This window comes from Novosphingobium sp. FG137 (assembly GCF_057809735.1).
In genome coordinates this window covers 200,093-222,548 of record NZ_JBMDKN010000007.1, presented here as the reverse complement: position 1 = coordinate 222,548, position 22,456 = coordinate 200,093, and the positions used below count along the sequence as shown (strand labels likewise).

General features: G+C 62.1%; 23 protein-coding genes. 5 read left to right on the top strand and 18 right to left on the bottom strand.

Going from position 1 to position 22,456, the window contains the following annotated elements:
* The first annotated feature begins 146 nt into the window (after positions 1 to 146).
* The 4 genes from ACODS2_RS19160 to ACODS2_RS19145 all read left to right on the top strand — a co-directional run bounded on the left by ACODS2_RS19160 (position 147) and on the right by ACODS2_RS19145 (position 6,140).
* A complete protein-coding gene (locus ACODS2_RS19160; protein WP_489000212.1) occupies positions 147 to 479 on the top strand; it encodes a hypothetical protein in 333 nt (110 codons plus the stop codon).
* Positions 469 to 2,865 (top strand): type IV secretion system DNA-binding domain-containing protein, encoded by a 2,397-nt coding sequence (locus tag ACODS2_RS19155; protein WP_489000211.1) that lies wholly within the window; start codon positions 469 to 471, stop codon positions 2,863 to 2,865. The genes ACODS2_RS19160 and ACODS2_RS19155 overlap by 11 nt, the downstream gene beginning before the upstream one ends.
* A 37-nt stretch (positions 2,866 to 2,902) precedes the next feature.
* Positions 2,903 to 5,830, top strand: coding sequence for a MobF family relaxase (mobF, locus tag ACODS2_RS19150; RefSeq protein WP_489000210.1), 2,928 nt, complete (start codon positions 2,903 to 2,905; stop codon positions 5,828 to 5,830).
* Positions 5,831 to 5,900: 70 nt separating this feature from the next.
* Complete coding sequence (locus ACODS2_RS19145; RefSeq protein WP_140042920.1) at positions 5,901 to 6,140, top strand: hypothetical protein; 240 nt, start codon at positions 5,901 to 5,903, stop codon at positions 6,138 to 6,140.
* Positions 6,141 to 6,163: 23 nt separating this feature from the next.
* On the opposite strand, the gene ACODS2_RS19140 is transcribed toward ACODS2_RS19145, so the two are convergent.
* The 8 genes from ACODS2_RS19140 to ACODS2_RS19105 all read right to left on the bottom strand — a co-directional run bounded on the left by ACODS2_RS19140 (position 6,164) and on the right by ACODS2_RS19105 (position 11,521).
* Positions 6,164 to 6,361 (bottom strand): DUF6961 family protein, encoded by a 198-nt coding sequence (locus ACODS2_RS19140; RefSeq protein WP_489000209.1) that lies wholly within the window; start codon positions 6,359 to 6,361, stop codon positions 6,164 to 6,166.
* Positions 6,361 to 6,666 (bottom strand): DUF5818 domain-containing protein, encoded by a 306-nt coding sequence (locus ACODS2_RS19135; protein WP_489000208.1) that lies wholly within the window; start codon positions 6,664 to 6,666, stop codon positions 6,361 to 6,363. The genes ACODS2_RS19140 and ACODS2_RS19135 overlap by 1 nt, the downstream gene beginning before the upstream one ends.
* Positions 6,663 to 7,088 (bottom strand): thermonuclease family protein, encoded by a 426-nt coding sequence (locus tag ACODS2_RS19130; RefSeq protein WP_489000271.1) that lies wholly within the window; start codon positions 7,086 to 7,088, stop codon positions 6,663 to 6,665. Before ACODS2_RS19130 ends, ACODS2_RS19135 begins: the two co-directional genes overlap by 4 nt.
* Positions 7,089 to 7,100: 12 nt before the next feature.
* A complete protein-coding gene (locus ACODS2_RS19125; protein ID WP_489000207.1) occupies positions 7,101 to 7,742 on the bottom strand; it encodes a S24 family peptidase in 642 nt (213 codons plus the stop codon).
* Between the two features lie 354 nt (positions 7,743 to 8,096).
* Complete coding sequence (locus tag ACODS2_RS19120; protein ID WP_489000206.1) at positions 8,097 to 8,354, bottom strand: DUF3489 domain-containing protein; 258 nt, start codon at positions 8,352 to 8,354, stop codon at positions 8,097 to 8,099.
* 4 nt (positions 8,355 to 8,358) lie between these two features.
* Complete coding sequence (locus ACODS2_RS19115) at positions 8,359 to 9,423, bottom strand: BsuBI/PstI family type II restriction endonuclease (protein WP_419714221.1); 1,065 nt, start codon at positions 9,421 to 9,423, stop codon at positions 8,359 to 8,361.
* The gene (locus ACODS2_RS19110) at positions 9,420 to 11,117 is read right to left on the bottom strand and encodes an HsdM family class I SAM-dependent methyltransferase (RefSeq protein ID WP_489000205.1); all 1,698 of its coding nucleotides are present in this window, start codon (positions 11,115 to 11,117) and stop codon (positions 9,420 to 9,422) included. The genes ACODS2_RS19115 and ACODS2_RS19110 overlap by 4 nt, the downstream gene beginning before the upstream one ends.
* Positions 11,118 to 11,215: 98 nt before the next feature.
* Positions 11,216 to 11,521, bottom strand: coding sequence for a HigA family addiction module antitoxin (locus ACODS2_RS19105; RefSeq protein ID WP_489000204.1), 306 nt, complete (start codon positions 11,519 to 11,521; stop codon positions 11,216 to 11,218).
* Positions 11,522 to 11,756: 235 nt separating this feature from the next.
* On the opposite strand from ACODS2_RS19105, the gene ACODS2_RS19100 reads away from it, so the two are divergent.
* On the top strand, positions 11,757 to 11,975 hold the full coding sequence (locus tag ACODS2_RS19100) for a hypothetical protein (RefSeq protein WP_489000203.1): 219 nt from the start codon (positions 11,757 to 11,759) through the stop codon (positions 11,973 to 11,975).
* Positions 11,976 to 11,979: 4 nt separating this feature from the next.
* Here ACODS2_RS19100 and ACODS2_RS19095 read toward each other — a convergent pair whose 3' ends face one another.
* From ACODS2_RS19095 to ACODS2_RS19050, 10 genes are read right to left on the bottom strand one after another with little or no spacing between them, the layout of a single operon-like run.
* The gene (locus ACODS2_RS19095; protein WP_489000202.1) at positions 11,980 to 14,682 is read right to left on the bottom strand and encodes a conjugal transfer protein TraG N-terminal domain-containing protein; all 2,703 of its coding nucleotides are present in this window, start codon (positions 14,680 to 14,682) and stop codon (positions 11,980 to 11,982) included.
* Between the two features lie 33 nt (positions 14,683 to 14,715).
* On the bottom strand, positions 14,716 to 16,140 hold the full coding sequence (locus ACODS2_RS19090; protein ID WP_419714281.1) for a conjugal transfer protein TraH: 1,425 nt from the start codon (positions 16,138 to 16,140) through the stop codon (positions 14,716 to 14,718).
* A gap of 1 nt (position 16,141) precedes the next feature.
* Positions 16,142 to 16,987, bottom strand: coding sequence for a conjugal transfer protein TraF (locus ACODS2_RS19085; protein ID WP_419714216.1), 846 nt, complete (start codon positions 16,985 to 16,987; stop codon positions 16,142 to 16,144).
* On the bottom strand, positions 16,968 to 18,695 hold the full coding sequence (locus tag ACODS2_RS19080; RefSeq protein WP_489000201.1) for a conjugal transfer protein TraN: 1,728 nt from the start codon (positions 18,693 to 18,695) through the stop codon (positions 16,968 to 16,970). The genes ACODS2_RS19085 and ACODS2_RS19080 overlap by 20 nt, the downstream gene beginning before the upstream one ends.
* Complete coding sequence (gene trbC / locus ACODS2_RS19075) at positions 18,692 to 19,456, bottom strand: type-F conjugative transfer system pilin assembly protein TrbC (protein WP_419714214.1); 765 nt, start codon at positions 19,454 to 19,456, stop codon at positions 18,692 to 18,694. Before trbC ends, ACODS2_RS19080 begins: the two co-directional genes overlap by 4 nt.
* Positions 19,453 to 20,481, bottom strand: coding sequence for a conjugal transfer pilus assembly protein TraU (traU, locus tag ACODS2_RS19070; protein ID WP_489000200.1), 1,029 nt, complete (start codon positions 20,479 to 20,481; stop codon positions 19,453 to 19,455). The genes trbC and traU overlap by 4 nt, the downstream gene beginning before the upstream one ends.
* Positions 20,478 to 21,125, bottom strand: a complete 648-nt coding sequence (gene traW / locus ACODS2_RS19065; protein WP_419714212.1) for a type-F conjugative transfer system protein TraW — start codon at positions 21,123 to 21,125, stop codon at positions 20,478 to 20,480. Before traW ends, traU begins: the two co-directional genes overlap by 4 nt.
* Complete coding sequence (locus ACODS2_RS19060) at positions 21,122 to 21,646, bottom strand: S26 family signal peptidase (protein WP_419714211.1); 525 nt, start codon at positions 21,644 to 21,646, stop codon at positions 21,122 to 21,124. The genes traW and ACODS2_RS19060 overlap by 4 nt, the downstream gene beginning before the upstream one ends.
* On the bottom strand, positions 21,633 to 22,040 hold the full coding sequence (locus ACODS2_RS19055) for a type-F conjugative transfer system protein TrbI (protein ID WP_216313616.1): 408 nt from the start codon (positions 22,038 to 22,040) through the stop codon (positions 21,633 to 21,635). Before ACODS2_RS19055 ends, ACODS2_RS19060 begins: the two co-directional genes overlap by 14 nt.
* Positions 22,037 to 22,429 carry a hypothetical protein gene (locus ACODS2_RS19050; RefSeq protein WP_216313614.1) on the bottom strand — a complete coding sequence of 131 codons (393 nt, stop codon included), beginning with the start codon at positions 22,427 to 22,429 and terminating at the stop codon, positions 22,037 to 22,039. Before ACODS2_RS19050 ends, ACODS2_RS19055 begins: the two co-directional genes overlap by 4 nt.
* Positions 22,430 to 22,456 lie beyond the last annotated feature (27 nt).

The window sequence follows — 22,456 nt, the reverse complement described above, 5'->3', positions numbered from 1 at the left end:
AATGTACGTGGATTTGACCAAAGCCAGACCGAGAATGGCGGAATCCAGCCAAGTTGCGATGTTCTTGACATGTTCTTAAATCTGACTTAGTGTCGCGCTTGCCTTTCGCAGTGTGAACCGGGCTCCTGACCATAAGGAGTCCGTGCATGACACGGCCAATCTGTCTCCAGGTTTACATCTCCAGCGAGCTCAGCTCGCTGATCCGCAAGGCCGCCAAGGCCAAGGGGATCAGCATGAGCGAATGGGTTCGTGCCTTGCTTGCCAATGCCTGCGCAGAGGACGATCTTGCCTCGCGCCTCGACACTTCCATCGAGCGCATCTCGCGCCGCTCGGTATTCCTCATGGTCGGGGTTGATGCGCTGCTGGCAGGGCATCCCGATCACGCTCTGCGTGGTCGGGCTCATCAGGCTTACGTGCGCAAATGCAAGGAGATCGGTCTCTCCACGTCCGCCGGCGAGGGAGGTTCCGATGAAGCGTAACCTCGTCAACTTCACGCGCGGCAGCCAGCTGCTCGGCCATTTCAGCTTCATGTTCGCGGCGGGTCTCAAGGGCCCCCTGATTGTCGCCGCGCTCGTGATCTCATGGACATCGTGGTGGATCATTTCAGCAGGGCTCACCGATCACGAAGTCTACCTGGTTTGGATGCGGATCTATGCTGCCATCTACGGTTTCATGGAGTTCGATCCTGCCAAGCGCATCACGCTGGAGACAGCCTTCGGTGCGACCATTCAGTTTCAGATTGCGCAGCTCGATCATTATCCGCCGGTCGTCCATGCGTGGGAGAAACTCACGGATCTTCTGAGCAGTGCCTTGTGGCGTTCCGGGTTCCTGCTCGTACCAGCCTTTGCGGTCTTCTACTGGTTCGCCGAGCGGTTCGGTGGCCGCTCCAAGGAGCGCAAGCACGAGCGCGGCGCGATGCTTGTCACGCTCCCCGAGCTCGTCGATGAACTGACCACCCACAACCGGCGCGAGCGCACCCGTGAACTCGATTCTGCGCTGGGCTGGAAGTGGCGGCTCAGCCTGCCGCGAGAGATCGCCCGGGTCTTTCCCTATCGGCCAGCACATATTGCCACGGTCACGTACCCATGGCGGCTCGAGCAGAGCCATGCGATGCTCATTGGCACCACCGGCATGGGCAAGACCGTGGCGATCTCGGACATGATTGCGGAGGCAAGAGCCAAGGGCCAGCGCTGCATCGTCTTCGATTTGACCGGCGCCTTTATCGAACATTTCCATACGGCCCACTGCGACATCATCCTGAACCCGCTCGATGCGCGCTGCCCCCAATGGAGCCTGTTCGACGAATGCCGCACTGAGGGAGAGTTCTGGGCAGCTGCAGATGCCCTGGTACCCCATGACGGGGGAGGTGAAGCACAGTTCTGGGTGATCGCCGCCCGTGCCTTGTTCGTCGAATTCTGCCTCAAACTCGTGGCCGATGGCAGGGCGAGTAACGAAGCTCTTGCCCGCGAGCTCATGACCGCGGATCTGTCGCGCGTTCATGCCATGATGCGCGGAACGATCGCCGATCCACTGACCGCACCGGAAGCCGCCCGCATGGCGGAATCGATCCGGGCGGTGTTCAACGTCAATGCCAAGGCGCTCAAGTTGTTGCCGACTACCGGTCCTCGCTTCTCGGTCCGAAAGTGGATCGAAGAGGGCGCAGATGGAGTCCAGGACCAGGGCTCCATCCTGTTCATATCCGCCCGCTACGTCGACATGAGCGTTTGCGCGCAGCTGCTCACGCTCTGGCTCGATACAGCGATGAATACGCTCATGACTGGCCCACGCACGCGCGATCTGAAGTGCTGGTTCTTCGTCGATGAATTAGGGGCATTACATCGCCTGCCAGCCCTCGAGAAAGGATTGCAGACAGCGCGCAATTTCGGCGGCGCGATTGTCCTCGGCATCCATGCCTACGCCAAGCTCAAGGAAGTCTACGGCGAGAACATGGCGATGACCCTGTCATCGCTGGCCCGGACGAAACTGATCCTCGGGACCGCTGACCGGGAAACGGCAACCTGGTGCTCCGACTTCATTGGCCATCGCCAGGTGCGCGACATGGAGGAGGGCTACACCTACGGCTACAACAATGCCCGTGATGCTGTGAGCCTCACCCCGCGCAAGCACATCGAGCCGCTGCTGCTGCCCGACCAGTTGATGAACCTGCCGCGGCTGTCCGGGTACATCAAGTTCCCCGATGGTTTCCCCGCCGCGCCCGTCAGGCTCACCCCGGTCGATCGGCCCAAGCGAGCAGAGACATTCATCGCCCGGGTGAAGGATGGCCCCAAGGCACCGGTTACCGAGCCTCAGCCGCCGGCACAGCAGGCGCGGCAGTCGACAGCATCAACGGGCAATGAGCATCCCTCGTCCAACGACGATGGGGCGGGCAAGCCGGTCGTACCCAAGCAGGGAGAACTGGCCCTCGACCAGAGGCTGCAATCCGAGCCGAAACAGAAGCCTGACGCGGCCGTAAAGGATTTGCAGCGGCCAGTTGAAAGCACGCTCGGCAAGACGCCGAAGGAGCAGGAACGGGCCGCTCGATCGGGGAAAGAGAAGGTGGGCAACGCCAAGCGGGAGAGTTCGAACACTCGAACTGAAGCAAGGCCGAGAAAGGCTGGACCCTCCGCCCGCCCGCTCCTCCCGACCGGCGAGGCTGCCGCGATGCCGGATCAGTCGGCCACTCCCAAGGGCACTGCTTGGGCCGGAACGCCGGAAGCGAAGCCGCCGCACGAGGGTAAGCCGGATAGCCTCAAGAGTGGAGGACCCAGCGATGCAGCAGCGCGTAAGCTGATGCTCGAGGATGGTCTGCGCGAGCAAGAGCTGCCGCCGATGACGGGGCCTGACCTCGGCGACATGGAGATGTGAGCATGTCACCGATTGCCACCGCTACGGGAGACGGTCGATGCTGTCGGTAGCCAATGTCCGCACAGCAGGCGGCGCGGCCAACTACTTTGCTGCCGACAACTACTACACGCGGGCGGATGCCGACCGCTCCGGCGAATGGCTCGGGAAGAGCGCTGCAGCCATGGGGCTAAACGGGAGCGTAGACGCGCGGCTGTTCGAGGCAATCCTCAAAGGCATGCTGCCCGATGGCAGCCGGGTTGGCAGTGACAATCGGGCGCATCGGGCAGGGACCGATCTCACCTTTTCAATGCCGAAAAGCTGGTCGGTCCTCGCGCTGGTGGGCGGCGACAAACGGATCCTCGACGCCTACGCCGCGGCCGTCCGGGAAACCCTCCGCTGGGCCGAGAAAAACCTCGCGGAGACCCGGATGGAAGTCCGCGGCAGGGAGCGCGTCGTGCAGACCGGCAACCTTGCGATCGCGCTCTTTCAGCACGACACCAACCGCAACCAGGAGCCCAATGCGCATTTCCATGCCGTCGTAGCCAATGTGACCCAGGGGCCGGACGGCAAATGGCGGGCGCTACGCAACGACAAGCTCTGGCAGCACAATACCTTGCTCAATGCCATGACGATGGCGCGGTTTCGTCTGGACGTGGAGAAGCTCGGCTATGAGGTTGGGGAGTTCGGCAAGCACGGCAATTTCGAGGCTGTCGGGGTGCCCAAGGCCGTGCGCGATGCCTTCAGTTCCCGGCGTGCAGAGATCCTGGAGGCAGCAGCCCAAATGAACTTCTCAGGGCCGAGCGTCCTTGATGCCGCAACCTTGATGACCCGGGCTAAAAAGGGCCAGATCGAGGATCGCGATGCGCTTACACAGCAGTGGCAGGAAACGTCCGCAAGGCTTGGCTTTGATCCCGCCTCAGTCATTGCCAGAGCCAACGGACGCAGTGCACAGGATCTTGGGAATGTGGCTGGCTTGGGGTCAACGATGCGCGGGCTTGTCCGCCATGCTCAGGCCCTCGCAACCTCCTTTGCCGAGCGTCTGGGCCTGCGGGAAGGTGATCCTCTGATACCTGCCCGGTTGACCAATCGCAGTGTCGAGCAGGTCGCTGCAATTCATGCGGTCGCCTCGGCTGTCCGGCATCTGGGCGAGCGGGAAGCGGCATTCACGCGCACCGAGATCTACCGCACGGCACTTGGCTTTGCGCTCCCCACATCGCTTGCCGCGGTCGAGCATCGCGTCGATCAACTGCTCCGCCAGGGATATCTGGAGAAGGGCAGGGACGCAGACCGGGACCTGCTGACCACCCGCGACGCCGTCAGCCTTGAGCAGCGCATCATCGCTGGAGTCGAAAGCGGGCGAGGGGCCGCCCCGGCGATTGTACCGCCCGACCTTGCCGGGACCCGCCTCCAGGCACTTTCCCAAATCAAATACGGGCTCACCTTGAATGCCGGACAGGAAGGGGCGGGGCGCCTGCTGCTTGGATCGAACAACCGCATCGTCGCCATCCAGGGCGTTGCCGGGGCAGGCAAGAGCACGGTCCTCAAGCCCGTTGCGGACATTCTGCGCGAGGAGGGAAGGGCCGTGCTCGGGCTCGCGGTGCAAAACACGCTGGTTCAGATGCTTGAACGCGATACGGGTATTCCCTCGATGACAGTGTCGCGGTTTCTTGCGCGGCACCGAGGTCTCCTCGAAGGGACCGATGCGGCTCGGCTCGCCGAGGCTCGGGCCGATATGCGCGGCAATGTCGTGTTGCTTGACGAAGCCTCCATGGTCGGCAACGCCGACAAGGAAAAGCTGGTGCGCCTCGCCAACCTGCTCGAACTCGGCCGCTTTGCCAGCATCGGGGACCGCAAGCAGCTTGGCGCAGTTGATGCCGGCAAGCCGTTCGATGTGATGCAGCAGGCCGGGATCGAGACTGCGGTGATGAGCACCAATCTTCGCGCGCGCAGCGAAGGCCTGCGTGAAGCCCAACAGGCAGCGCAAGAAGGGCGCATTGAGGATGCCATGCGCCATCTCGCACCCCAGGTAGTCGAGGCTGGGAACGATGCTGCTGTCGAAGCTGCCGCAGCCTGGCTGTCCCTTTCGACCGCTGAGCGCGAGGCAACCGCAATCTATGCCTCAGGCCGAAACCTGCGCAGTGCGGTGAACGATGCGGTGCAGACGGGCCTTAAAGCGAGCGGGGAACTCGGTCCTGAAACCATGCGGCTCCAGACCCTGTCGCGCGTCAATGTCACCCGCGAGGAGCTGCGATACGCGAGCACCTATGCCCCCGGCATGGTGGTAGAGGTCGCGCGGCGTCAGCGGAGCCAGGGCCTTGCAGCAGGCGAGTACCGGGTGGTCGGAACTGATGTGCCTCGCGAGCGGGTCACGCTGGAGAACGAGCGTGGCCGCCAGTTCGAGTTTCGTCCCGGTCAGATACGGCCGCAAGGTGAACAGGATCCGCTGCGCCTGTTCGAAGTCCGCGCTCTCGACATTTACACCGGCGACAAGATCCGGTGGACCGAGACCGATCACCAGCGCGGCCTGCTCAATGCCGATCAGGCCCGGATTGTCGCAGTCGACAAAGAGGCTGTCGTGGTGAAGACATCCTTGGGCGCAGAGCACAGGCTGGAGCAGGGCGACCCGATGCTCCGCCGTCTCGATCTCGCCTATGCGCTCAATGCCCATATGGCGCAGGGGCTGACCTCCGATCGCGGCATTGCGGTCATGGACAGCCACGAGCGCAATCTGGCCAACCAGCAGACGTTTCTGGTCACGATCACACGGCTGCGCGATGGCCTCACCCTCTATGTCGACAATGCTGGCAAGCTTGAAGCGGCGGTCGAGCGCAATGCCGGTATGAAGCGCTCTGCGCTGGAAACGGTCGATCTCCTCCGCGATGCGGCAGCCAAAGGGCAGGCCAAAGATCGTGTCGATCCTGCACCGGAACGCAAGCCGCCAGAGCTTAACCGGTCGATCACCAAGCCATTCGAGATCGGCATCTAGCGACCTGCTGTCCCCATGCATCCGCACACTGCCGGTTGACGGAAAGTTCTTTATTTGTTCTCATTTGCCTATGCCCCGAATCTCCGACGACATCCTCCTTACGCATCTCGAAGTCGCGCTGGCCGTTGCGCCGGAGCACACGCTCGTGCGTCTCAATGCCGATGATCCACGCGCCCAGCGCAGCGCCAGGGTCGATCTTGCTCGTCATCTGGTCGAACGCATGCGCGGCTTCACCATCGAAAGCGACAGCCATGGCGGCGCAGGCGCGCAATCCTGTCTCTTTCCCGGCGATCTCTCGCCAATCGGATGACCTGGTCGGTCTCGTCGGAACGCTCAATGCAGTGGCCTGTCAGAGGCATTGGAGCTCAGCTGGACAATCCGCTCAGCGATAGCCTGCCATGTCCGGATGCCTGCTTCGTCGCCAGCAAGTGCCAGGGCCCCAATCTGATCGGCGACATGGACGGGTGCCTGATCGCCGTGGGTTTGCAGGACATGGTTGGCGCAGGCCCAGAGTTCCCAGTCGCTGAGCATCAGCCTGGCGTGCTGACGAACGCGCCAACTGTCGCGTAGAGACCATAGGCGACGAAGCCGGCCGCAAGAAGGAATTCGATGCGGAGTTTGAATGCTGTCGGACGAGGCTGGCTGGCCGGCCATATCTGTTCGCAGGTAAACCCGTTGAACCCCGAACGCTCCCCGACCACTTCGACGCGAGAGCCGATAAATTTGCGTACCTGGCGAGTGTTGTCGAGTTCCCAGGTCCCGCCACCATCGGCTCGTAGCACCGCTCCGTTTGCTGCCCGCTCGACGATGCCGGTCAGATGCGTGGTGCTGTTCACCGGCAAACCGGGCCTTTCCAGTAGCGATCCCAGCGCAGGACAGTGCCGGTCTCGATCATGGCGCATGACAGATCTGCGCCTGACGGCAGGCGGCACCAGGCAGCGGTCCTGTTTCCGCCTGCGCCCCCCTCGGAGCGGCATGTCAGTCGCGGCCCCCTTACCACCACATGACCGGTCGAGATCGTTCCGCGCGCGCCGCCCATCAGCTGTACCAGCGCATCGCGCGCCTCAATCGCCGAGGCAGCGGGGCAGGGCTGATTGGTCCGGCAGGTGCCGTCCATTTCCCGCGCAGCGATGCCGGCGATCCGAAGATGAGGACCTTCCGCGCACCATACCGGACCGTCACCATCCCAGACGTGGGTCGGTGTGCAGGTGAAGGTCTGACCGGATGCGACGATAGAGGCGGCAAGCAAGGCGAGTATCATATGGCTCCCTTAGAGTGCTCGTCCGAACCAGAGAACCCGCCCGACGATATTGAGCGTCCGCTTCTCGAAACCGCGCCAGCTCGGATAGGCCGGGTTGTCGCTCAGAACTGAGGCGCGCTTGCCCTGCGGTTCGAGGGCAATCCGCTTGACGCTCAGCATGTCGTCCATCCGCAGGACATAGATCCCGTCTCTCAGGCGCGCCTGGCCGTCCCCGAGATCGACCATCACTTCGTCGCCATCATGAAGAGTGGGCTCCATGGAGTCGCCATGCACGGCGATGATCGACAGGCTCGATGCCTTGCTCGCGGTCAGCCGGCGTAGCCACTTCTCGTCGAAGCCGAATTGTGCGGATTTGGCTTCCATTTCGGCCAGAGCCCCGTGGCCGGCTGATGCCTCGACATTGAGCAAAGGCACATGGACCAGTTCGACGACCGGACCTGAACGACGGGCGGGGGCACCGAGAATTTTCTCATCGACCCCGAAAAATCGCGCGAGTACCGAGCGATCCTGCTCGTCCAGCTGCCTTGGGCTGCCGCGCCGAATGTACTGCTGGATATAAGCGGCATTGCGCCCCAAAAGGCGTGACACGGCGGAATAGTTCACGCCTCGCTTCTGAATGAGCTCGTCCAGGGCTCTCCGTGCGTCGTCCATGACTGACAGTCCTATCGCGGGTGCCTAGGAAAATCGATCCTAGACTCTAGGAAGCCTTCCTAGTAAGAACATAACAAGAACACAAGCGCAAAGCGAGTCTACGGCCGTGGAGCTTCTGGAGCAGATTGAGGAATATCTGACGCAAACCCGGACGTCGCCGAGCACCTTCGGTCGGTTGGCGGTCGGGGATCCCCGCTTTGTGAAAGATTTGCGGGCCGGTCGCCGACCAAGGACTGGGACACGATTGCGCGTGCTGACGTATATATCTCCGCCGCAAGGGATAGGCGAAGGAACTGTCGTCAATAAAATTTGCCAGACATACTTGCCTCCGGCCGTCATGCCTTAACGGCTGATTTATGCAGATTTTCCTGTGAGATGGTAGCGTCTTTGGTCCTCAGAAAAATCGACGACGATACTTGATCCCGAGTTGCGGAGATTCGCCAAGGCTGAATGCACTGTATTTGCTTTCCAGCCGGTTTCCTCAACAAGTTCGCGGATTGTCGCCCCGCTAGCTCGCATCAGCATGCCGACCAACAGCGCCTGCTTAGTTCCTGCCCGGGGCAAGCGCTGCGGCTTGTCACTTCTGCTTTCCGTAACGTGCGTACTAGCCACGCTGTCAAATGCCCTCGATCTGCACAGGTTTGGCGCTGAAAACCATTAGGTTGTCCGGCTCGGATGCAAACCAAGCATAGCTTCCCCAAGCCAGACTGCTGACGGTCTTGCGAAATGTGGCAGTGTCGCGATCAAGATAGGCAGTGACGAAGGCAACATGCTCCGCAGGGAATCCGGCCCCTCGTGCGATTTCCAACAGCGCCGTTTTGCGCGCGTCATTCACCGGTCCATCAGTATGCACGACCTCGATGAACACAAGCAGAGGATGAACTGGCCCCAAATCGACGAGCACGATATCGGGCAGACTCTTGTCGGCCGGTATTGTTAGACCGATTGCCTTGGCCAACTCGTCATCCCGCGCGACTACTTTGTTGCCGCTTTCGCTTAACGTGATCACACCAGGCTTTTGCAGAAACTTTGGTGCAAAGACCTCAATCACTGCCTTGGAAATATCGGCGCTCGGTCCGGTCGCCATGCGGCGGGTTTCACCGTTGGGAAACGTGACCAGCTCGTAAGTGCCGCCGGCGGCAGCCCCTTTGCGCACGATCGCGATGCGCGCGAGCGCTCCCGCATTGAGGTGCTTTTCGCGCCAAGCGGCCGACTTGGCTATGAAGGTCGCTTCGTCGAGATTGGGTGACAATAGCTCCGCGAACTCGGCTTGTAGGGCATACCGCCCTGCCGACGATGTGGTGGCTACCGGCCGATCGATGACGGCGCCATTTTGGAGCAGAGCATAGCGGATTGTATCGTCTCGGATCGATTCCCGCGTGTTGACCGCATACCATCGATCAGGAATGTTCAAGCCTTTGCTGGATTTCATCGACACGGGCACCCAAGCTGCGCGGTCATCGTCACCGGTCAGCGCCGCCTGCGCGTCCGTCATTCGCGTCACCTGATCGGGCCGGAGCCAAACTCCGTTTCCTTCCACAGCACCGACGTAGAGCATCACAAAAATGGTCTTGGCCGCAATTTCCCAGATCGAATGCTCGCGGTTCGCCGAACCTTCGGGGAATACTTCCGGTAAGCGCCCGTGGATTTCCTTCCATGGTAGGAGCGGCGGAAACATCATGCTTTAAGGCCATAGAGGCCGCGCAGGGCCTTTTCGATTTTCGCACGCGGCGCGTCCTTTGCGACAAGTCGCTCAATTTCTGCCATGGCCGAGGCAGGCGGTAGCGGGATGGCCTCCAATTCAAACGCCGACACGGCGACGCTCCCGCTGATGCAACGGAACACCTGATCGACCACATCGCTGTTGAGTACGGTGGCAACGGTAGCGGGGGACACTTTCGGCTTTCCGATCGCGCGCACCATGTTCAGGTGGTTTTCGACAATTACTCCGCCGTGCACTTCGATGAAGGCTTGCGGCAGTTCGGCGGAAATCAGACGTCGTGCCTGCTCCTTCGCTGTAGTACGCTGAACGAGCACGCACCCCTGATTTACGATAAGCCAGTCATCCCCAGTTTCCGTCTTGAAGTAGGGTGCATGGTTCTTCTTCTGCGCACGGAAAACGAAACGCCCGTCAGCTGTCACCGCCTCGGCCCAGATCAGGGGAAGAAGTCCACGCGCTGCACGAGCGCGCATCTGCGGTTTAAACCTGTTCCACACGAGCGGGCCGGTTGAAACTCCATATCCCCAATCTGATAAGCGCGAGGCCATGGCCTCTGCCGCCTTGATGAGCCCGACGTGTCCTGGTTCGCGCGGCGCTAGCCACGGCGCGCTAGCGTCCCCCGGCAAGCCGACCTTCCCATTCTTAGTCAGGCGCGCCTCACGCTCATTATCAACATTAAGATAATGGACCTGGAAACGATCGCGCTTTCCGCCCTTGCGGTACAGCGCGAGGAGGGTTTCCTGAAGCACGTCCTCGAAGACACCACGACGCGCATGTACGAAATCAATCGCGACTGGTGGAGCCTCATCTGCGAGAAGCTGGCGCAAAGCAGTATAATACTGCCCCCCCAGCACACTTGTGGGCGTCAAGTAAGCAATAACACCGCCTGGTCGCGTCCACCGCAGGGCAACGTCTGTGAACACCCCGTATAGGTTGGCATGGCCGTAGAGGCTCCGTGCAAAGCGCGTGCGTTGCGCGGCCGAGAGGGTCACGCGTCCATAAGGCGGATTGCCGATCACCAAGTCATATTTGGCCGACGGCGTTTCTTCGAGCGTGTCACAGACTTTCACGAAGACCGGCGAAGCGCGGCCGCACGCCATGCTGAGATCAGAGAGGAAGATTTCGAGTGCGGCCTGTGACAGAGACGCCGCATGCGGATCAAGTTCTAGGCCCGCAAGACGAGTGCCGAGATGGGCAAGGATAAAGGCAGGCTCGCTGCCTTCAAGCGCCATGCGCATGCGTGCGGCGACTTCCAACAGGAAGGCACCCCCACCGCTCGCCGGATCGAGCACGCGCGCACTTGACCAGTCAACGCCGCCTTCTGTGGCGAGATCTAGCAAGCGCCGGGTCAGTGCCGGGGGCGTATAAAATGCCCCGAGGGCGCTGCGCTCCCTTCCAGGCAATAGGGTCGTGTAGAGACTGGTTAGGAAGTGGCTGCCTTCGAGGATCGGCAACATTGCCGCCTCGCGCCCGATGGATGTAGCGAGCTGACGCGCGGTTGCGTCGAGCTTCCCACGCACCGTTACAAAGGGAGAACTGAGGGTCAGTTGAGGTGCCACACAGTCAGCAAAGGCTTCAATCGCAGCCCGCGCGAAAAGGGCTGCTTGGCTGGTGCGGCGTGTCTCCGGGATTGTTTCCGCCCAAGCCCGTGACATGACACGCGCGCGCGCCAGTTCGACGCGCTTGGAGTCGATGGCAGCGGCTACGCTGGACGCCGTGGGCTTTTTCAGCCGTGCGGCTGATCTAGAATTCGTCATATGATCCCCCCTGGTCGCGCCCTATCTGCTTTTTGTTTGAATGGCGCTACTTGGATTTTGTCGGCGCGCTTGCGGACTTCCGCAATGTCATAGCTGGTCTGCATGTGCATCAACTGCTCAATAGGCACGCGAAACGCCTTTTCTATGCGCACAGCCATTTGAGGCGTTAGATCCGCGCGACCGTTGAGCAAGGCCGACAGCGCTGGACGCGTCACGCCAAGCACTTGGGCTGCCTCTGTTACCGACAAGCCGTTGGCCTCCACTATCTCACTCTTCAAGAAGCTGCCGGGATGGCTGGGCATAAGCAGGCTGGTTTCACTTCGCATACATCAATCTCGATCAGCGCCGGGTTATGCCAGCGTGCCCTGTAAAGAGACGCTTTACAAGCGGTTTTTGTTGCCATTTCGTTCTCATTGTCAGTGCATTCGTGATTCGAACCTTGAGGAGAGGCTGCGCTCTCTCGGCTGCGGGGCAGATTTCCCTGTTCCCTGACCTCGTTTATGCTATGTTCTAACGGGATCCGAGATGAACGCTATCATGACGAAATTCGACATTGAAAGCACCGAGGCGCGGGGAACTCGCAAGTGGGAAGGGTTGTCTGAAGTCGATCAGGCGATCCGCGATAATCGCCTGATGGAATATCGGATCAAGAAGTCATGGGCTGATCCGTGGTCGCGAGCCTTGACGGTTGCAGTCCTCCTGTTACTCGCGATCTTCGTCGGCTTTGTGCTCTATTGGGATGTCTTGAAGGGCTGACGCTTCACCACTCTTTGACATCATCGGCAGCCTCAGCGCTTGCGCCCTGTGCTCCCTTTGTGATGGCATCCAGGCGTCCTCTGGATCCGCTGATCTTCTCGCGACCGGCAGACTGAGCTCTCAGAACCTCATCACGGATATTGCCGACGCCCACTTGCGGCACTGTGCCAGAGTTCCCTCCGCCAGTCTGCGCGCGCCCGCGTACTGATCCGGCGCCAGAGAAAGCCGGACGGGACACGGACTGTCCGGGGGCGAGTACCAGGCGATCGTCGATCCCGTTGCGAAGCTGCTCGGCATAACTTTCAATGAACTTTGCCTGCAATGCCTGGCCTTCCGGACTGAGCTGGAAAGTGACGTCGTCGAACCGAGCGTTGCCGTAATAATCGCGGTTGCTTTCGATCTCGGCGAGACCCCATTCTCGGTAGGATTGGGACAGATTGAGATTTCCTGCGGCGCTGTTTCCCTCGAAGAACGACGCTTGGCTCTCAAGGCGATTGGCAAGTTCCTCGGCCCGGCGGGCTTCGATTGTGAAGCTCTGCGCTTCCGTCAGAGATGCGTTCATGCCGCTCGCGGTGCTCGAGATCGACGAGCTTGATGAGGTACTGACTGAGCGAACGAACCCATCGCGGGTGCTCGACCAATTGCGGCTGTTAGCCATCTGGGACAGGCTCCCGAAGATGCGCGAACGGTCTTCCGAAGCGATCCCGATGTCGCTATCGGTCCAAGCTTGGTTTCGACCACCCTTGGCTCCGATGTTCGCCGATGCCACTCCGTTCGTGATGCCGGCACTTGCGCCTGCCTCGCCATTCAGAAACCAGGAAACGGTGATGTCATCGGCGGCCCTGCGCGACAGTCCGAATTGCCGCTGCAGACTGGTCGATGCTTGATCGACCTCGCTGAATGCGGTCTGGATGCTGTCGGAGTTCGAGGTGCCGGTCGCGCTCTCGAAGGATGCGCCTCGGCTGAACTGGTCCCTGAGCTCACGGAACTTCGTCACGGCGCTGGTCGTCGATTCCGTGGCGACATTGGCATAGGTCTCGCTGTTGGCGCGGGCTTGTGACGCCATGGTCGAAAGCCGCGATGTGAACTCCTGGCCCAGCGTCGGGGTGAAGGGATAACTGGAGTTCGGGATCTGGTCGTAGCTGCCATCCGGGAAGCTCGTGGTCATCGAGCCGGTGTCGCTGAAGGTTCGCGTCTGCGGCGCGCCATAGGTGAAGCTTGGGGCAATAGTGCCTTGGGCGAACTGACGGGTGAGAACGCTCGCGTTTTCGAAGCTGGTGTTGCCGAGTGACACGTTGCCGGTGCTCGCCTCTCGGGCTGCTTCTTCGGCCGCGTTCTGGCTTGGGTTGAGGTAGCTCGTCGCGTTGTGTGAGATTGCCATGGCGCCCTTCGCCACACCGCCGGCCAGGAACGGCACCGAGGCGATGAGGTAGCCTGCTAGCAGACCGATATCGCTGTTCACGTCTGCCATGCCGGTAAAGCTCGCAAGGCTGAGACCGTTGCTGCCCGTGACCGCGCTCATGTCAGCCGCACCCTTGTACATCAGCATCATGTGGAGGATCACGAACAGCGGCCCCCAAGCCGCGAGATAGAAGAAGCCTGTCACATAGCCCTTGAGTGCGACAGGGCCCGTCTTGGGGAGCAGGAATAGAGGAAACAGGACCGGGAAGAGGGCGTAGAAAAGCACCGTCAGCACGACGTTCAGGAGCGGGACCCACTTCATCGCGTTGCTCGCAATCGAACCATAGGTCCGCTCGGTCTGAATGTCGGCTCGGGTCTGGGCGTAGACGTCGACATTGCCCGCGCCGCTGCCGCCGGACATCGAGTGCATGGCCTGGCTCATCGCATTGATCGTCAGCGTCTGCTTGAAGATCTCGGTCGCGTTGGCCGAGACCCCGGTCAGGTACTGATAGGCGACCGGCAGATCGGCGAAGAGCTTCGCTTTGGCCAGCGCGGCCGTCTGGTTGGGGTAGAGCTGTCGGCCGAATACCGAACCCATCGCATCGACCAGTCCGGCCCACTGCGCATTGAGCGTGTCGTAAGCCTCGCGGCAAGTCACGATGTTCGAGCTCACCTCGCTAGTGGTCGCATCGCGGGTCAGGAACCGTTGCGCGCGAGCCTGGCTGCCCGGGGCTATCGTCGCCCAGATGTCGCCCGTCTCCGCCAGCTCCTTCATCGAGTAGCGGCCGAGCAAGACATCGTAGAACACGCACTGCCGGAAATGCTCATCGAGATTGGCGGCGAACTCGGGATCGGAAATCCGCAACGACCGGGTCGCATCGTAGAGCCGCGCGCCGTAGATCATGCCGTTCTTTGAATAGTTGAGATCGCCAGGCAGGCCGAACACCACCTCGGCCGAGCCCGTCAAATAATCGCCGACCTGGCTGGTAAAGCTCGCCATGAGAGCCAGGCCCAGCGGCACATTGCTGACATTGGCCGGCGCAAGGCTCGGGTTGAGCCGGTCGGTCACATGGACATCGAGCCGCGGCACCATCAGGCAGGAGTAGATGAGCGTGGCGCCCAGGAACCAGTTGATCCACGCCCGCCAGTCCTGGTTGAATGCCAGTGTCAAGGCGGAAAGGCCAAGACCCATCACCATGACCACCTGGAGCAGGCTTTTGTAGCCGCCGTTGCCGGTCCAGGCAGCGACTGCCTGGAAGACGTTGACCAGATAGTCGCCGCCGCCGACCGTGAAAATCTCGACCATGTCTATTGTCCCGCTTGGATGTGGTTGGCCCGGTCAGTGGGTGAGGGCGCGGCTTTGGACGCCGCGCGACCAGTCGAGCGATGCGGCCATGCCGGGAGACATTGAGGCAGCCAGCACGTTCTCGATGAACGCCGTCTTCTCGATGATCTGCAGCACCGCATTGACCTTGAGATGCGTGTTGGCCTGCCGATCAGCCAGCGCCTGACGCACGACATTGACCTGGCTCTGCCACATCGCGATCTTCGCTTCGTCGGCCCCAATGAAGCTCGACATTGAGCGGCCAGCCTCGCTGACAATGCGGTCGAGCACGGCAAACAGCAGGTCGACACTGGCGATCTCGGCCAGGGTCTCGCGGTCGTCGGTCGGCATGCCGCGGCCATAGGCCGCCTGGACGGTCAGGATCTTGTAGAGCGGGATCGATGCGACCTGCAGCAGTTCCTTCTGCTCTTCGGTGATCGCCGTATCATCGCGGATCGCCTGAACCATCCCGCCAATGAGCGCCGCGACGCGCGGCCGCAGCGCTTTCGATGCGGGCAGGCTCAGCGACTTGAAACCTGGGTTGAGGCACTTCTCCGTCTCGTCGCAGTCGAAAATGAGGACGTTGCCGTTCGTGGTGCCATCCAGCAACGAGGTCACAAGCGTCGACGAGGCTTCGCCAACGATCGGCACGAACTTGCCCGGTTCATCGTCCTTGGGCGGCACGTAGATGATCGTGCCCAACAGCGTCATGGCATATTCGGCGAGCTCTTCGTCGAAGCGGCCTCCGGGCGAGAAGAACGCCGACTTCTTGAGGATCGTCCAGGTGTAGTTTCGCGGTACACCGGGATTGACGTCGTCATACTTGCCCGACCCTTGCGCAGTCGTGCTCGAACGCTGCCCCCTTGTGCCGCAGCCGTGCTTGGCTGCGGCATAGTCGGTGAAAATGCCCTCGGAGTTGCCGATAGCTTCGCAGACCGCCTTGTCGGCAAGGTCGCCCTTCGGCCAGATCCCGCCTACCAATCCTTGTGCCATCTCGCAGGAATTGATGTTGAGGTTGTTCATGAGCTGAGCCTTCTGGCTGAACTCCTGCATGATCTTCGAGCATTCCGGGCAGACCGTGTCGATCGCCAGGCTGAAGGCGAAGCCGACGGCATTGTTGGCGACCGCCTTCAGCATCGCCACGATCTCGCTCGCGTTGATGAAGCTGAAGGACCCCGCGAAAATGTCGATACCGCCGCATCCAGCTCGGGCGCGCGGCAGCTGCAGGTTGGCAATGTTGGTCGTCTTTTGCGGGAAGCGCGTCCAGACATTGCCGAGGCTGTAATAGCCGGCCGATTGCCCCTGAAACGCGGTCGGCCCGTTGACGTTGGCTGCGCCGCCGACGTCGTTCAGAAACGAGTCCATCGAACTGCCGACGTCGGCCGATGCACTGGTGAGGGGAAGGGTAGCTGCAAGGATCGCAGCGACGGCTCTTTTCATCCTAGTAGTCACGTCCAGCTTCCTTCGATGTGAGGAGGTAGATCCGGTCCTGAAGCTCGTCGGCGCTCATCACGCCGTAGCCGATCGGAATGGGGCGGCCGGTCAGGGCGTCCCAGAGCACGACAGCTGGCGTAATCTTGGGCTCCAGGCCCATGCGGCTGCGCTGGTTGGTCTCGACCGTGTAATTCGGGAAATGCCGCGATGGGCCGCCGTCGGTCGAAATCGCTCTGACAGCGATATGCCAGGTAGAGGCAACACTCTGTACGATCGGCGACATGACCTCGCAGGCGCCGCAGCTCTGGGCGAAGAAGTAGAAGAGCCCGTAGCGCTCGGAGAGCTGCGCCATTGCCGCGTTCCGTTCCGCGCTGCGCGAATCCTGCCACTGGCGCTTGCCGAGCGTCGAAACCGGGCGCTGCAGCGTGTAGTCGAGCTCGGGATCCTGCCAGATCGCCCGTTGCCAGACGTCGCTGAAGAGTGAAGCCCGGTCGAGCTGGGCCCGCTGGAACCGGATGTACGCCGTCACATTGGCAGGCGTGGGCTCGAGGATCGCCTTGGCCTTGAGCTCCCGCAAGGTCGCCGTGATCGCGTCAAGCTGGCTCGTGGCGCTTGCCGCTGGCGTAAGTGCCTTCTGTTCCGGCGGTTTGGGCCGGTCGCAGTAGAACCAGTACCCAAGCCGGCGCTCCGCGCAGTAGAAGCTGTCCTGCCGCTCGCCCGTCTCGGCGCGTGGCAGCGCATCGGTCTGGGTGGTGGTCGTCTGCGCGTTTGCGGACGGAAGGACGCAAACGGCATTGGCAATCGCGCAGGCGGCAAGCAGCCGCCACGCGGCCTTATTGGCGTGCACGGGCATAATAGTCCTCGATCTTCTGTTGGATTTCCTGGGTGGCCTGCAGTTCGTCAGGCAGGCGGGCGGCGTCGGTAAACTCGGCATAGACTTCGCTGAAGTCCATTCGGCTCAGATCAAGCCGGGCGAACTCGTCGATGGTGAACCCGGCGCATTGCTCGGTCTTCGGCTTGCCCCAGGGCTTGTTCAGCTGCTGGCGGCCTTGCTCCTGCAGGATCCGCGAGAGCTTGGATTCAAAGCAGCAGTAGACCTTCCGCTTGGTCAGGCACACGCCAAGGAAGGACGACGAGCAATAGGTGCCGACGTAGGCGCACAAACCTTGCGCGTCTTTCTGATGCAGCAGCATCTCCTCGCGGCTGCAGCCCAGCGCTACGAGCAGCTGGATGCCCGGGATGAGCGGAAAGCCCTTGCCCTTGCAGCAGTTGAGAATGCCGAAAACCTTCGACGAGCAGCTTTCGCGGGTCCCCTTGAACAAGGTTAGATTGTCAGGATCGAACTCGCGGCGGGCCTGATTCATCGCGTTCAACGCGACAACCGCGTCCTTGAACTCGTCATTGGCTTCGCGCTGGATGGTCTCGCACGAGCCATCGATGCAGTAGACGTCGCCATCGCAGATGAACTGATTGCTGTTCGCGGGCTGGTCCGGAACCGGGCAATCATAGACCCGCTCCCAGGTGCGGCAGGGCTCGCCAGCGAGACAGTCTTCGCGCACGAGCTTGCAGCCCGGGGTGTCTTCAAGTGTCTGGCAGTCCTGAGCCTCGGTAAACTGCGCGCAGCTGTAACTCCGGCTCCATGCCCAGCAAGGCTGCGTCACGGCGATGCCATCGACAATGCGGGTTACCGGATCGCTGTCGGTGCACGTCTCGGTGTCTTGCTGGCACGAGCTGTCGGCCGCGATGCCGGCGCATTGGCTCTCATCGCGCGTGGCGGTTACGACGTTCTCGCCCGTCACCGTATAGGGTGTGGCGCCATCGACCGGCGCGGTACAACTGACCAGGTCAACCCTGAGGTCGCCAGAGTTGCAGCCCCAGTAGATCCCGAAGTAGGGATCGCACAGGTTGATCGGATAGGACTGCGTGACCGTGCATTGCGGCGCGGGGTAGCGGTTGCAGTTGTAGACCGAAGTCGGGTCGACCCCGCTGCCGCCCACGCAGTAGTAGCCGTAGACTTGGCGTTGCTCGACCCGTGCGGTCAATGTCACGGGGCAGGTCCGGGTTTCTTGGCTGGCGGTGTAGCCGACGTTGCAGGTCGCCATGTAGCGTGCTGCGGTTCCGCTGGCCGGCGGCAACGGCACGCAGCGTCCCTGCGAGCCGCCAATCGCCATCCCGCTCGTATAGGCGAGGGGATCTTTGCTGATCACATTGCTGCGCGCGATCGTGGCATCGAGATCCTGCGGCGCAAACCGGGCCCGCCGGTCCATCGAGTCCCGCATGGCCCTGTAACCGGTATTGGTCGTGGCCTGGCTCGCCGCTTCGCGGCTCATCCGGTCGGGATCGTCGAAATAGCCCGACTGACTTGGTGTGCCGCCAAAATTGGGGATGCGACTGGCATCCGGGTTTGTGGTTGCCGCACTTTGCGCGGATGCCGCCTTGTCTCGCCCGAAAGCCTTGCCGTCCGCCTTGGCAGCATCGGTTGTTGTCTGGGCGTGAAGCGGTCCGGCAAGGGTGAGCAGGAGCGCGCACACGCCCGTGAGAAAGAGGATTGGTCGTGTCATGGATCCTGCCTTTCAAGACGGGCGAGGTGCTGGGCCGCAAGCAAAGCGCCGGGGCCGCCGCCGCGCGCGAAGGTCTCAAGGGCGTAGGCTGCGCTGACATTGCCGCTCATCCGGTCGTGGGGCGGGATCTGCGTCCGACAATCGAACCCGTCGCACAGATCGAAGTCACTGCTGGTGACGACGTAGGTGGGCACGGTCTCGATCCCGAAAGCACGGAAGAGCCGCGGGTCGATACCGACGCCGTCCAGCTGCTCGCCGGGCTTTGCGATTTTTGCCAATGCGTCCGTCAGAGCCTTGGCGCTGTTGCGAGGCAGACCGCGCAAGGCGACGATGCCGCCGGCCTTGGCCACGTCGTCGATCATCGCCCGCAGCGCCGCTGGCGGCATCGAGAGCGAAGCAAAGGCGATGAACCTTGGCGCCTCGCCCATGCCTTCGCTGGTCATGGTGCCGGCGTCGGCCACCATCCGGTCAAAGTCGAAGGTGCTGGCCGGATCGTGCTTAGCACTTGCGGCAGCCTCACGGGTGTAGCGGCGAGCGTGCGCCTCGGCCTCGTTGGTGCTTGTCCTGGCCTCCCGCGCCAGCGCCTCGGCCCTTGCGCGAGCATTGGCAGAGAGCGCGTCGGCATCACTGGCGCCAGCGTTGGCGCGTGCCCGGATGGCCGCCACATCAAGGTCCGGTTCGGCCGTCTGCGCCGACGCGCCAGCCAAAGCGGCAAGGCTCGAAAGCGAGGCGACCACAATGAGATGAGGAATGGTTTTCATAGTGCGCAGCAGTTCCGCTTGCGCCAGACCAGATAGCCCATGTCCTCGCCAATGGCGGGATAGACCTGGCCTGCCGACATGAAGGTGGTGGAGGCACCAATGGGCGCGCAGGCGTAGCGGCCCTTGGTCTGCGGATTGGGATTGGTGGCCTGGAAGCGGTATTGCTGCTTGCGCATCACCGGCATCAGGTACTTGCCGCAAAGCCCCTTGCTGCCCATCGTCCCCCAGGCGACGAGTTCGCGGTGGAGCTTGTAGGAGAAGCGGGCGAGCGCGAGCCGCGAGGCTTGGACATGGCCAATGGTCGCCGAGACATTGCCGTTAAGCGGATACATCGTGCCCTGACAGCCCGCGCACCAGAACAGTTCATCGGTCGGCAGCTTGGCCGTTGCCGCCACGCAGTCGGCCGCGCAGGCCGCAAGCGCCAGCGGATTGGCGAACAGGACCGCCTCGGGGTTGATGATCGCGGTGAGTTCGCTGTCCTGCCAGAGCGGATCGATCTCGGTGATGTAGAGGATGTCGATCGAGCCGGACTCGAGGCACAGGAAGTCGGCAACGATCTCCATCCAGTAGATCAGCGGATAGGCATACCAGTGGACATGCCACTGCGAGTTGTACTGGGTATTGCCGCCAACTGCAGATGGCCCCGCCATCGACTTGAAGCCGATGTCGAACCCAGGATCGAGCTTCATCCCGCCCAGATTGACGAAGCACCAAGGCTTCATGCTGACGTCGGCAAGCCGGACCGGCTCCCAGAACCCCATGGCGATACCGGGCCGCAAACCGCAGAGGCAAACGGGGAGAGCTGGGTTGCTGGTGTCGGGCCGACTTGACGGCCAGATTTTCAAGCCTCCGATAGAAATCGGGAAAAGGCACGACCAGCAGATGTCCGTGATCGGATTGACGAACTTGCCGGTGCAGCGGCCGGGACCGGCCGCAGCCTGGGCCGGGGTGCTGGAGAAGATGCTCAGACTGGCGAGCAGAAGTGCTCCGCAAAGCCATGACAGAAGGCGATGTTTCCTGCTCATGATGGCGCCCGCTCGTTGGGAGTGACCGGCTGTTCGGTGATGAGGAGCGCGCGACCCTGCTGCTCGACGGTTGCCGGTACTGCGCGAATGCCGAAGTGCTTCACCAGCGTGCCGCCTTGGTCGAAGTAGAAGCGCCGCTGGCGGGCTTTCATGAGTTCGAGCGGCGCGCCGGCCACGAGGATGAGCTTGGCCTTTGTGCTGGCATAGCGACGGGTGGCCCAGGCGAGCTGTGCCGGGTCGTCGCCGTCGAGGAAGACGAGGGGAGCCCGCAGCGGCACGGTATCGAGCGGATTGACCCGAGTGCCTGCGGCAATGATGACGCGGCCCTTATCGTCGGCGATATCGCGCTCGACTGTGATCGTCGGATCGAAACGCCAGCTGCGTGTTGCCGGAGCGAGGGAGAGACCTGCGACATGCTCAGGCCGGTTGACCCGGGCGATCGTTCGCCGCTTCAGCTCCTCATTGAGGCGGGCGGTCTCGCCGGTCTTCTCGAGCTGCGTAAGCCTGGCATGGATCTGCTGCAGCAGGTCCGGTTCGATGACTGGCCAGACCGTGCCGTGCTGACCGTAATCGCGAGCCATTGCCTCTGGCGCTATGGCCAGCGCCAGCGCAGTGGCGCATATGGGGAAGGTAAGGAGCCTCACAGGATCGGCCTCCCGACGCCGAGAATGCGTGGGCCGCAAATCCAACCGATTGCGGCGTAGCGGCTGTCGAAACCGTCCTTGTGTTCGCTTGTGACGAAATAGCAGCCTTGCGGAACGCGGCCCGTCGGGCCGAGCGCGAGGGGTTCACCAAGGCGGCTCGTGAGCTTGGCCTTGGCGACAGCCTGCCCGTTGACGAAGTAGGTGCGGTTTTGCTCGGTGACGATGTCGCCCGGCACGCCGCTCACCCGCTTACCGAACGGTTTCGGCGCCGCTCCGAAATGCTTCACCAGCAACGACGAAGCAGGCGGATCGAAAAGGATGATATCCCCGCGGTGCACGGCTGCCCCGCGCGTCACCCAGAGGGCCCAGTAGGGCAGGCTGGGGCTCACGTTGATCATGAGCGCGTGGCCCTGAGCGAAGGCGGCGAGCGAGGAGAGTGCCAGCGCCCCGGCGCCAAGCCCGCCCCAAAGCACGAGACGGCGCGCGGACGCAGAGCGGATCAGGCGATCAGCGGGCAGCATCGGGAATGGCTCCCATCCGGCGCACAACATCGGCGCGTACAGATTGCGTCAGGTCCGGCGTGCTCCCGGCCACCACGGCTTCGGCAACGAGGACCGTCCGGCCCTCGCGGCCAAGCTGCTGCACCGAGGCTTCCACAGCCTTGAGGTAGGCCTGGACGCGCATCTTCATTTCTTCCGGCGGACGACCAGCTCGTGCTTCGCCCTCGATGAAGTCGCCCATGATCCGGCTCAGCTGGACCGTGACGACCTCACGCTTCTCCAGGGTGACCAGCTTGTCGGTCGTCCAGACGCCCCACAGGACCTGGCCGATCATGCCGACGCCGAGCACGACAGCGGTGAGATTGATCGATGCCAGCCGCCTGCGAAGGTTTAATGTTGCCAGAATGTTCTTCACAGCATTTCTCCCGAGAGTTCGCGGTCGAGATCACGGATGAAGCGCGGCATGCGCCACACGACGACGAGTGTGGCGAGACCGATCAGGACGAACTTGCACTGATCGAGGAATGTGACTCGCCGTGTGAAATCCGCCGCCAGGAAGCGATCACCGAGATTGGCGACATGGGCGAAGAAGGCATCGGGATTGCCACCCGATAGAAGCAGGAAGAAGAGCAGCGGCAGGCCCAGGGCCATCAGATAGGACGAGCCCAGAAACAGACTACCGCGCAACACGATGTAGCAGCCATCGGCGATGCGCGAGCGCCAGGTCGGCACCGGCGGGAATAGGGGCTGTTCGTCTTCGGGCGCATCCGTCCGGTCGAACGGGGTGACGAGGTGGAGAGGCATGAGTTTCGGAATCCTTTGGTGAAGAGG